This is a genomic window from Gracilibacillus pellucidus (assembly GCF_033949965.1).
GTDB classification, from domain to species: domain Bacteria; phylum Bacillota; class Bacilli; order Bacillales; family Amphibacillaceae; genus Gracilibacillus; species Gracilibacillus pellucidus.
On the sequence record NZ_JAWZSR010000010.1, the window covers coordinates 1 to 10,755 of the forward strand.

The 10,755-nt window shown below is 35.2% G+C and carries 6 protein-coding genes, 14 tRNA genes, 2 rRNA genes and 4 pseudogenes; 25 read left to right on the forward strand and 1 reads right to left on the reverse strand.

Annotated features, from left to right (window positions below):
* The 21 genes and pseudogenes from SH601_RS14675 to SH601_RS14775 all read left to right on the forward strand — a co-directional run.
* Positions 1 to 186 (forward strand): 23S ribosomal RNA (locus tag SH601_RS14675); the annotation flags it as partial.
* A gap of 121 nt (positions 187 to 307) precedes the next feature.
* Positions 308 to 424 (forward strand): 5S ribosomal RNA (rrf, locus tag SH601_RS14680).
* Between the two features lie 13 nt (positions 425 to 437).
* Positions 438 to 512 (forward strand) — tRNA-Asn (locus SH601_RS14685).
* Between the two features lie 3 nt (positions 513 to 515).
* A tRNA-Ser gene (locus SH601_RS14690) sits at positions 516 to 607 on the forward strand.
* Positions 608 to 625: 18 nt separating this feature from the next.
* A tRNA-Glu gene (locus SH601_RS14695) sits at positions 626 to 700 on the forward strand.
* Positions 701 to 771: 71 nt separating this feature from the next.
* Positions 772 to 847 (forward strand) — tRNA-Val (locus SH601_RS14700).
* A 33-nt stretch (positions 848 to 880) separates the two neighbouring features.
* A tRNA-Met gene (locus tag SH601_RS14705) sits at positions 881 to 957 on the forward strand.
* 71 nt (positions 958 to 1,028) lie between these two features.
* Positions 1,029 to 1,105 (forward strand) — tRNA-Asp (locus tag SH601_RS14710).
* 21 nt (positions 1,106 to 1,126) lie between these two features.
* A tRNA-Phe gene (locus SH601_RS14715) sits at positions 1,127 to 1,202 on the forward strand.
* Positions 1,203 to 1,250: 48 nt separating this feature from the next.
* A tRNA-Tyr gene (locus SH601_RS14720) sits at positions 1,251 to 1,336 on the forward strand.
* A gap of 33 nt (positions 1,337 to 1,369) precedes the next feature.
* Positions 1,370 to 1,440, forward strand: a tRNA-Trp gene (locus SH601_RS14725).
* Positions 1,441 to 1,447: 7 nt separating this feature from the next.
* Positions 1,448 to 1,523 (forward strand) — tRNA-His (locus SH601_RS14730).
* An 11-nt stretch (positions 1,524 to 1,534) separates the two neighbouring features.
* A tRNA-Gln gene (locus SH601_RS14735) sits at positions 1,535 to 1,609 on the forward strand.
* A gap of 9 nt (positions 1,610 to 1,618) precedes the next feature.
* Positions 1,619 to 1,693 (forward strand) — tRNA-Gly (locus SH601_RS14740).
* Positions 1,694 to 1,741: 48 nt separating this feature from the next.
* A tRNA-Cys gene (locus tag SH601_RS14745) sits at positions 1,742 to 1,815 on the forward strand.
* A 96-nt stretch (positions 1,816 to 1,911) separates the two neighbouring features.
* Positions 1,912 to 1,994, forward strand: a tRNA-Leu gene (locus SH601_RS14750).
* Positions 1,995 to 2,110: 116 nt separating this feature from the next.
* Positions 2,111 to 2,494, forward strand: coding sequence for a hypothetical protein (locus tag SH601_RS14755; RefSeq protein ID WP_319959096.1), 384 nt, complete (start codon positions 2,111 to 2,113; stop codon positions 2,492 to 2,494).
* Between the two features lie 9 nt (positions 2,495 to 2,503).
* Positions 2,504 to 2,710: pseudogene (locus SH601_RS14760) on the forward strand (ATP-binding protein); the annotation flags it as partial.
* Between the two features lie 154 nt (positions 2,711 to 2,864).
* A complete protein-coding gene (locus SH601_RS14765; RefSeq protein WP_319959097.1) occupies positions 2,865 to 5,486 on the forward strand; it encodes an efflux RND transporter permease subunit in 2,622 nt (873 codons plus the stop codon).
* 241 nt (positions 5,487 to 5,727) lie between these two features.
* Positions 5,728 to 6,387: a DUF4097 family beta strand repeat-containing protein gene (locus SH601_RS14770; RefSeq protein WP_319959098.1), complete on the forward strand. Its 660-nt coding sequence runs from the start codon at positions 5,728 to 5,730 to the stop codon at positions 6,385 to 6,387.
* Between the two features lie 80 nt (positions 6,388 to 6,467).
* Positions 6,468 to 7,007: a hypothetical protein gene (locus SH601_RS14775; RefSeq protein ID WP_319959177.1), complete on the forward strand. Its 540-nt coding sequence runs from the start codon at positions 6,468 to 6,470 to the stop codon at positions 7,005 to 7,007.
* Between the two features lie 212 nt (positions 7,008 to 7,219).
* Here SH601_RS14775 and SH601_RS14780 read toward each other — a convergent pair.
* A pseudogene (locus SH601_RS14780) lies at positions 7,220 to 7,504 on the reverse strand (helix-turn-helix domain-containing protein); the annotation flags it as partial.
* Between SH601_RS14780 and SH601_RS14785 the strand changes: the two are divergent.
* The 4 genes and pseudogenes from SH601_RS14785 to SH601_RS14800 form a co-directional block, all read left to right on the forward strand.
* A pseudogene (locus tag SH601_RS14785) lies at positions 7,499 to 8,011 on the forward strand (IS21 family transposase); the annotation flags it as partial. The pseudogenes SH601_RS14780 and SH601_RS14785 overlap by 6 nt on opposite strands.
* Positions 8,004 to 8,490: pseudogene (locus SH601_RS14790) on the forward strand (ATP-binding protein); the annotation flags it as partial. The pseudogenes SH601_RS14785 and SH601_RS14790, both read left to right, overlap by 8 nt.
* A 383-nt stretch (positions 8,491 to 8,873) precedes the next feature.
* Complete coding sequence (locus SH601_RS14795; protein ID WP_319959099.1) at positions 8,874 to 9,479, forward strand: TetR/AcrR family transcriptional regulator; 606 nt, start codon at positions 8,874 to 8,876, stop codon at positions 9,477 to 9,479.
* A gap of 594 nt (positions 9,480 to 10,073) precedes the next feature.
* On the forward strand, positions 10,074 to 10,751 hold the full coding sequence (locus SH601_RS14800) for an MBL fold metallo-hydrolase (protein ID WP_319959178.1): 678 nt from the start codon (positions 10,074 to 10,076) through the stop codon (positions 10,749 to 10,751).
* The last annotated feature ends 4 nt before the right edge of the window (positions 10,752 to 10,755 follow it).

Here is a 10,755-nt window from a genome sequence, read left to right on the forward strand (position 1 = left end):
CTGGGTAGCTACGTGTGGAAGGGATAAGTGCTGAAAGCATCTAAGCATGAAGCCCCCCTCAAGATGAGACTTCCCATCTATTCGATAGAGTAAGATCCCTCAGAGACGATGAGGTAGATAGGTTCGAGGTGGAAGCATGGTGACATGTGTAGCTGACGAATACTAATCGATCGAGGACTTAACTATATCTATTAAATGTTTGACTTGTTATAAAAATTCTTATCTAGTTTTGAAAGTATATTAAAAAAATACTTGACAATATAGAATATACATAGTATAATATTCCTTGTCACTGAAACAGTACAAGTCTGGTGGCGATAGCGGAAAGGTCACACCTGTTCCCATGCCGAACACAGTAGTTAAGCTTTCCAGCGCCCATGGTAGTTGGGGCTTACGCCCCTGCGAGAGTAGGACGTTGCCAGGCAATTTTCTTCCATTCCACAGTAGCTCAGTGGTAGAGCAATCGGCTGTTAACCGATCGGTCGTAGGTTCGAGTCCTACCTGTGGAGCCAAATGGAGAGCTGTCCGAGTGGTCGAAGGAGCACGATTGGAAATCGTGTGTGCGGCCAACGCCGTACCGAGGGTTCGAATCCCTCGCTCTCCGCCACTTTTAACAATATAGATTGGCCCGTTGGTCAAGCGGTTAAGACACCGCCCTTTCACGGCGGTAACACGGGTTCGAATCCCGTACGGGTCACCAATTCTAATAGGAAGGCATGTTAAGAACGCAACGTCCTGTTGCAACACATGCACTAGAACATCCTATGCGTCGGAGGATTAGCTCAGCTGGGAGAGCACTTGCCTTACAAGCAAGGGGTCGCAGGTTCGAGCCCTGCATCCTCCACCATTAACAAAAAAAGAATACATTCCTTATTATTATCGCGGGGTGGAGCAGTCTGGTAGCTCGTCGGGCTCATAACCCGAAGGTCACAAGTTCAAATCTTGTCCCCGCAACCAAATTTTCTTACTATGTTGAATAAAATTCTACATTAGAAAATCATTGTAGTACCCAATGGGTACAACTAAAAGGTCCGGTAGTTCAGTTGGTTAGAATGCCTGCCTGTCACGCAGGAGGTCGCGGGTTCGAGTCCCGTCCGGACCGCCACTTTAAAACTTATCAAATCATGGCTCGGTAGCTCAGTCGGTAGAGCAACGGACTGAAAATCCGTGTGTCGGCGGTTCGATTCCGTCCCGAGCCACCATTCATTAATAAGAATTCTCTTTATTATTTAATAAGATAAATTAATTATGGAGGGATAGCGAAGTTGGCCAAACGCGGCGGACTGTAAATCCGCTCCCATCGGGTTCGTAGGTTCGAGTCCTACTCCCTCCACCATTTATTCTTATTGATTCACCACAATTTTATTGTAGGGGTATAGTTTAACGGTAGAACAGAGGTCTCCAAAACCTCCAGTGTGGGTTCGATTCCTACTACCCCTGTATTATGGCGATCATGGCGAAGTGGTTAACGCACCGGATTGTGGTTCCGGCACGCGTGGGTTCGATCCCCACTGGTCGCCCCATTTTAGTTTAATGGGCTATAGCCAAGCGGTAAGGCAACGGTTTTTGGTACCGTCATGCGCTGGTTCGAATCCAGCTAGCCCAGCCATTTATATATGCGGAAGTAGTTCAGTGGTAGAACATCACCTTGCCAAGGTGGGGGTCGCGGGTTCGAATCCCGTCTTCCGCTCCATTATTTTATAACATTTTTAGTTTTAACTGCATATACTATTAATATCGAGGCGGTATAGCCAAGTGGTAAGGCAGAGGTCTGCAAAACCTTTATCACCGGTTCAAATCCGGTTACCGCCTCCATTTCTATTTAGCCGGTGTGGCGGAATTGGCAGACGCGCGGGACTCAAAAGCCTGTGATTGTAATTTCAGCTTCATATTGGTAGAAATTATTAATTTGCCGAAGTGGTGGAATTGGTATACACGCAGCACTCAAAATGCTGTGCTCTCTGAGCATGTGGGTTCGACTCCCACCTTCGGTATCTATCAAAAAAGACATTCAACGTTTATGTTGAATGTCTTTTTTTTATTGCCTTTTTACGGGACTGAATTAAGCTAAAATCGTGCGCTGTGAATCCCATTCATTGGAGGTAGTAAAATGCCTAGAAGAAGAAATGAATTGTTAGCAAATGAATTAAGTTTATTGAAGTCTAAAGTTACTGATGAGGAAGCATGGAAAGAATTTGAGAGAAATTGCAATCTAAGAAACCATAGACCAGATACTAAACTATTCTACAAAAATAAATTGTCTGCTACTAAAACCACGTTATCTGAAATGAACATTAATAAAGAAGTTGTGGAACTTACACAAAAGGACATTGAGAACATGATCCTATTCTTAAAAGGAAAGATTAAAATTGTAAGCATAAACAGTAGGATTAGAGGGTTAAAAACATTATTTAACTATTTATACAAGTCGAAGATGGTTGTTCCTAACCCTATGAGAAATATAAAACAACTAAGAGATCGAAGTTATTGCTAAATATATGAAAGAGCAGATCGCAAGTCCACTATTATAACTAGTAATTTATCTTTTGTGCAATGGCAGAAGATCTTTCATGACGCTGTTTTAACAGCTGCTTTAACGGATCGCTTAACACATAAGTCACACGTTTTAAACATGAACGGTGCTTCGTACCGAATGAGAGAGACAGAGGAATGGATTAAAAATAACGAAAAACAGGTGGTTCAAAATTAAATTGCGATGTGGTTCAATTTGCACTTGCGAAATACATACTTTATTTAAAACTCCAAGAACATATGTCTAACTATATAAATAAATAGTGCTTACTTTTTACCTTTTTTCTTTGAATGTTCGGCTTCAAATTCTGCACTCAATTCAGGAAGCTAATGTGGCACAAGGCGGGTCTGGTACAGCATATGAATTTATTATGGACATTTCTGGTGAAGACATGAATGAAGTTTCCTCTTTTTCTGAGGATATTTTAGAACCCAGGCTGGAAGATTTACCGCAAGTCAGTGATGTCATATTGGAAGGTATTACAAAGTATGAGGTAAATATTTTTTTTGATGAAAATGAAATGGAACAAAATAACTTAGATATTATAGAAACGGTTGATTTAATTGGGCAGATTAATGATGAAACAGTACTGGGAGAATTAACGGATGATGGGGAGAGTACACCTTTACTTTGGAACACGAATTTTAATAGTTTGGAAGATGTAGAAAATATACAAATTCCTTCAGAAACTGGAGAAATTTCATTACAGGATATTGCTGATATCTCATTAGAAACTTTGGAAACCACATCAAATAGTTGGAAGAACGGGGCGAAGGATTTTGTTTTAGTACAGATAGCACGATCATCGAGTGCCTCACAATTGGAGATGACCAATGCAGTCAGAGATGAATTAGCAGAAATACAAAAAGAAACTGCAGCTGAAGGAATTACACTAAATGAAATTGTGGCACATTCGGACTTTGTAGAAGATTCTATGGATGATGTTACCATCAACATTATAATTGGCGGTATTATTGCCATTGCTGTATTAGTGTTATTTTTACGCAATATTAGAGCTACAGTTATTGTTGGGTTATCAATACCTACATCCGTATTAATTACATTCACTGCAATATGGCTTTTTGATTATAGTCTTAATATGTTAACACTTATTGGTCTAGGGTTAGGAGTTGGAATGATGATTGATTCATCGATTGTGGTTTTTGAATCAATTTATAGTAAAAAAGAAAAAGGGTTATCTAATCTTCAAGCGGTTTTAGAGGGGACGAAGGAAGTTGCAGGAGCTATTATTGCTTCAATATTAACAACTATAGTTGTATTTTTACCAATTGGATTAGTTGGTGGAGATGAAGGTAGAATGATGATTATACTATCAGTTGTCGTATCAATTAGTCTCATTAGTTCACTATTAGTTGCATTCACATTAATTCCTGCACTAGCTGAGAAGTATATGACCTTACGAAAACCAAAGTATTCAAAAGAAAAATCTAATATTATTTATAACTGGTATCAAACAATTTTATCGTGGATATTAAGAAAAAAACGTCGTAGTTTCTTAGTAGTGATACTATACCTAGGATTATTTATTTCTTCATTTTTACTAGTTACAAAAATTCCAATGTCCATCATGCCTGACATGTTTAATCGTTATACAGAAATTGTAGTTGAGTTGGAAAATGGGATTTCCAATGAAGAAAAGGAGGATCTTGCTGATTCAATCAATGAACAACTTGAAACAATACACGATGTTGAAGCAAATTATGTGCTTGACCAAGGAGATACCTTTGTTACCGTCGTTAATATGACAAATGGAGATAAAATACAACAATCACAAGAAGAAGTATCAGAAGAAATATTAAGGTCATTACGTTCATTACGTTCATTAAGAGAACACGAACCAATTAGAAATGTACAATTAGCTCTAGAGGGTGGAAGTGGATATCCTATCCAAATAAATACAAATGGTGAGGAGTTTGAAGAGTTAGAAACGATTGCCAGTGAAATTTCTAACGAGCTTGAATCCGCAAGTGGAATTGTAGAAATAACAAATTCTATGGAGAATGTTTCTCATATAAAGGAGATAGCTTTAAATGAGGAACAATTAGATGATTCTACTGTTACGCAATTGCAAGTCAAGGAAGAAATAGAAAAGTCTTTACTCCAAATGCCAGTTGGAGAAATGCTAGTAGACGATGAAGAAGTTGAAATACATGCTTCCTTGAATCAGAATGAAAATTCGGAAGCTTACTTGCTGGATTTGGAAATACCAACTTTAGATGGAAAGGAAGAATTATCTAACTTTATTGAGTTAAAGAACAATAGTGTACCTGAAACCATAACACATAGCCAAGGAGAAAGATATATTTCTGTCTTAGCTGATATCGAAGGGAGAGACCTCGGAGCAATAAACAGGGAAGTGCAAGAGATACTAAGTAATTATGATGCTCCAGATGGTTATTCCGTTTCTGTAAAAGGCGAATTAGAGCAACAAGAGGATTTAATGAACGATATGATTTTTGTGTTAGTGATTTCTTTATTCTTAGTTTATTTTGTCATGGCTGTGCAGTTTAACCATCTTGGTCATCCGCTTATTGTTTTATTTATTATTCCAATAACATTTACTGGGGTTATCATTGGATTATTTATTACACAAAAGGAGCTTAATGTTATGTCTGGAATAGGAGTGATTATGCTTGTAGGTATTGTTTTAAATAATTCCATTTTACTCGTAGATCGTACCAATCAACTACGTAAAGCAGGTCATCCAATAAATGATGCACTTGTTGCTGCTGGTAAAAATCGTATGCGTCCTATATTTATGACGACGATAACAACAGTTGGTGGTATGTTGCCTTTAGCATTAGCTTCCGGAATGTCAGCAGATTATCAAGCTCCACTTGCAACAGTAATCATATCTGGGCTATTATTTGCAACATTAATAACATTGATATTAATACCATCCATCTATAAGTTAATATCAAAAGAAAAATAATTATGTAATATCTTTCACTAAAATAACTAAATGTTTAAAATTCTGGATATAAATTATTTTTGGTTTCTCGATATAATTGAAAGGATTATGGAACTTTCAATAAAATCATTGCCTATTTTGAATGATAAAATAATTAAATGAATGTTATCAACTAACAAGAAGAAAACGGGGCTGCGATAACTTAAAATATCTTGGTGCCCACTGTTTTAAAACATCACCGTGATAAAAAGGAGATTATTTTGTGAGAAAACATTATATAATTTTAATCCCTCTTATTCTTTTTATTTTCATGCAAGGATGTGGGCTTTCTGGTGAAAATCATTCGCAAACAGCGAATGTTGATAATATTAAAACAATAGTTATAAACCATGACAGCACTAATTTATTTTTAAGAAGTGCTGATCAACAGAATATGGAAGCTTCCTACAGTAAACAAGATATAACCATGGATGAAGAGGATGAACAAATAACTTTGGGTATCAAAAAGGATTTGATTAATATAGGTCCCAAGTTAAATATGAATGATAAATTTGAAGTGACAATCCCTGATGAATTTGAAGGGAATCTCGTTATCAATGGAAGTTCAGGAAATGTTTCTTCAGACCAACTTTCAACAAATAACCTGGATATAGAAACTAAAAGTGGAAATATTTCGATTAGTTTTGAAGATTTTCATAGTGACGTTCATGCGGTTACAACAAGTGGAAATATTGATTTACTTTTAAACGAAGAATACCCTGATATTCAATTGAAATCTAAAACTGTAAGTGGGGATGAAATGATCAATATCCCTATTTCAGCTGATGAATCACAAGATGAAAAAGAAATAGAGGATACTGCTGGTAAAGGAAGTAGTGAAATTAATGTTACAACAATATCAGGTAATATCACAGTCAGATAGAACAAAAATGGAATTCAACTAAGGGTGAATTTAGTGGAAAACGAATATTATAAAAGTGTTTCATAATAAAAATGGATTAGATTTGGGGTGTCTTTTCGAATTTTATTGCTTGTGAAATAGGCTTTTGGATAGTTATTATCTTAGGGTTATTCACAAGATATGTCCTCAAGAAAAATAAGCTTGGATTATTTTTCTTAGCCTTAACACCCGTAATTGATTTAATTTTATTAATTATTACCGGTGTTGATTTATACCGAGGGGCTACCGCAACTACTGCACATGCGATTGCTGCAGTTTATATAGGCGTTTCTATTGTATTTGGGAAAAGTATGATTAAATGGGCTGACGAGAGATTTCGCTACTACGTAACAAAAGAAGGTCCAAAACCAATTAAACTGTATGGAATAGAATATTCAAAGCATTATTTAAAGAGGTGGGGAAAACACGTTTTTTCCTATTTAATTGGTGCTGGTATTTTGGCAGGGGTCATTTTGTTAATAAATGACTCCTCTCGAACAGAAGCATTACTTAGGGTCTTACAAATATGGACACTTGCATTAGGTATTGACCTTGTTATCTCTGTTTCATACTTTAATTGGCCAAGAAAGAAGGACGACTAATTAATAAGGAAGGCAGCAACATTAAAAAGTACATTGTGATTCTTTTTCAAATATGATTCTATCATTGTATGTAGTAGAAGTGTGAAAAAATAACGTCATGAAAAGTCAATAATTAGCCAGAAGTTCGGCAATTTCTTGATAATAATCTACATACTCATGCAGTCAACTTTGAGTTTTAATATGGAAATAAGTTCGTAGAGATGGAGAAACAATTATTCCTTTATTTCATTTGATTTATTAATACCGTTTATCAACGATTCAATCAATATTAATTCTATTTTAGTAAGGTTATCCATTTGTTTTCCTATTCATCTACGTCTCGAACCTTTAACTGTATTCATATCAGGTAAGAAAAACTCATCTACAGATACATTTAATAACGATAAAAGGCTATAAAGTACCTGTATACTAGGGTGCTGTCCCTTATTCTCAATATTCGTTAAATAGCGTGGGTCAATCTCTATCAATGCTCCCACTTCTTCACGGGTTAATCCTTTCTAACAGAAAGCTTTGAAGCTCTAGGGGGTGTACCTAGAACATTAGTAACAGACAATATGAAAACAGTTATGGATGAACCAAGAACAAAATATAGCAAAGGAAAGATAAATGGACGATTTTATCAATTCGCAAAGGATATGGGGATGGAGATCAAACCTTGCCTAGCAGGTAGATCTAAGACGAAAGCCAAGGTAGAAGCTCCAATGAAAATCATTGATGAAATACATGCTTATCAAGGGAAGTTCAATTACGAGGAGCTCCATCAATTTGTGCAAAACCTATGTAATAGAATCAATAATAGCTATCATCAAGGAACAGGGAAAATACCGATACTAGTTTTAAAAACAGAATTAATTGTCCAGCATTCGATAAGTCTGACTAAATTCAATTATAAACCAGAGCATTATACCGAGACATTAGTCAGAGGACGCCGATACACAGAAACGATTGAAGAACTGGCTAAGAAAAATTTAGTGGCAATTAATGAGGTGTATAAAAATGAATAACAGCTACACGAAACTAGTAAATAATTTAGAGTACTTGAAGTTAAAACAAATGATTGTACATCTTGATGAAACGATTGATTTTATGACAAAGAATCAATTATCTTTTACGGAAACATTAATTAAGCTTACGGACTATGAAATTGATATGAAAGAAACAAATATGGTTAGATCAATGGTCAAGGTGGGGACTTTCCCACATTTAAAGGAAGTAAAAGATTTTGATTTTGAATTCCAACCATCTATAAACCAACAGCAAATATTAGACTTTACAACATTACGCTTCATTGAGTTACAAGAAAAGAACAAGTACTTACTTCATTAAATGTAATGATTTAATAATGAACCTCAAAAAAGCACACCTTGAAAACCGTCTAGAAACCAGATTGAAACATTATTCTAAGTATAAACAATTGATTATCGATGAAATTGGTTACTTACCTATTGATGCGGAAGACGCTAAGTTATTTTTTCAACTCATTGCCATTTATACATCAACATACTCACGGACGTAATCATATTTGGGAACGGAATATACATTCGTTCGACAACGTGTTTGAGGAAGCTGTTGAAGGTTGGATTTCTCTTCTTCCTCAAACACTCTTTTTTGATTTCGTTGTCCTCCATGAAACTTGAAAAGTAACTTTTAGTAATAGAAATAAATTTAATATTAATAATGATTTAAATTATAATTATTTTATCACTTAATAGGTGATGTTTTAAAACAGGAAGTATGTTGACAATAATGTATGATAGATATATCATGAGTATATGATATTTTTAATTATATATTCACAAGAATGAAATACTTGGGATTGTCTTTAGGAAAATGAGGCTATCTCCAAATGTAGAGGAAGGAAAATATATGGCAAGAGGTTTTACCCATCATGAGAAAGAAGTCATTAATGAGGCATTGTTAAAACAGGGAAAAGAGCATTTTATCCGTTATGGTTTTAAAAAGACAAATATAAGTGAACTGTCAAAGTTAGCTGGGATAGCTCAAGGTACTTTTTATAAATTTTATGATTCAAAAGAAGCCCTATTTTTTGATATATTAAATAAGGAAGAAGCTAAAGTTAAAGACTTATTACTGAATGAAAATATAACGAGAGGCGAAATAACTCGTGCGTCCTTTAAAAAGTTCTTGATGAAAGCGTTGGACCTAATTGATAATAATCCTTTCATTCAGATGATATTTATAGGTGGAGAATATGACAATATCTTCAAAAGACTGTCACCTGATCAGATGCAAAATCATATTGACCGGGATGAGAAACAATTTATTCCCCTTGTGGAAATGTGGCAAGAAAGTGGTAGGTTAGTGCAGGAGGAACCAGATGTTATCGTTGGGACTTTGCGTGCATTCTTTTTGTTATTATTACATAAGGAAGATATAGGTGAGGAGATTCATGATCAAACAATGGAATTTATGGCCACATGTCTATCTAATAGTTTAATAATTGAAGGTTGATAATACTCTAGCAACAGTTAACAATATGTATAATCAGGGGAATATAACCAATTAATGTGGTTATCAAATATAGTACTTCAGTTGGAATTACTTTTATTATATCGTGAAAAATTTGTTTTTTAATGAAAATAATATCATATTTTAACGCAGAAAAAATATAATTTATAAATTCTAGGTCTAACTCCACCGGTCTCAGCTTTTTATTACTGCCAGATCACCTAGTTTAGCGCTAGTTAAATATTGCAATAACTAAAAGGTTGATCATCAAGATAACTGAGAGATGAATTTCCAGAACTGAAGTAAAAATTGAGGACAACACCTATGAGTTCGAGATTACTTTTGTGCCAGTAGGAACTGTGACAGAAGAAACAATCCGTAACTACATTGCTAATCAGCTCCATGAACATAAAGATGAAATATTCTATATTGAAAAAAGAGTTCAGTCAATCTTAGAGTATATTTCAGCATAGGGACTATAAGTAGTCATCTACTTGTAGAACAACTAGTCGCCGGCACTTATGTCTAACTCCAGCTTCTTTAATAGGTGGACATTTAAATAGGATGGTGATTGGAAAAATAAAAAAGGTGTTGTATATGCTAAATACGTATAAATTAACGCAATTAAAATCAAAAACTTCACTCTTTAAAAACTATATGTATATTATTAGTGATAAAAAGACTAAAAATGCGGCTATCATTGATCCGGCATGGGAAGGGGAGGATATTTATGATGTCCTTGATGCTCTCGGTGTAAAATTAACAACTATTTTATTAACTCATTCCCATTATGATCATGTAAATATGGTTAACCCCATTCTTGAGAAATATTCACCTCAGGTATACATGTCTCAAAGAGAGATAGAATTTTATAATTTTAGATGTGATAATTTACATCCTCTTCAAGATATGCAAAATCTTAAACTAGGTGATACTGAAATATTATGTCTATTAACCCCTGGCCATACCGCTGGAGGAATGTGTTTCTTGTTATCGGATCATATTATAACAGGGGATACAGTTTTTATTGAAGGATGTGGCATATGTAATGCTGACGGTGGATCAGCAGAAGATATGTTTAATAGCTTCCAAAAGCTGCGAAATATGGTTCCTTTAGATGTCCGAGTATGTCCAGGTCATTCTTATGGAAAGGAACCCGGGTTAACGTTTAAGGAAGTCCTAAAATACAATCTTTATTTTCAGATTAGTAAGAAAGAACATTTTGTTCAGTTTAGGATGCGTAAGTATCAAACTGGATTGTTTGAGTTTAAGTAGGGGG

What these genes read in the sequence shown, in the direction of transcription:
- SH601_RS14800 (WP_319959178.1), top strand. Translation starts at nt 10,074, where the DNA reads ATGCTAAATACGTATAAATTAACGCAATTAAAATCAAAAACTTCACTC.
- SH601_RS14795 (WP_319959099.1), top strand. Translation starts at nt 8,874, where the DNA reads ATGGCAAGAGGTTTTACCCATCATGAGAAAGAAGTCATTAATGAGGCA.
- SH601_RS14755 (WP_319959096.1), top strand. Translation starts at nt 2,111, where the DNA reads ATGCCTAGAAGAAGAAATGAATTGTTAGCAAATGAATTAAGTTTATTG.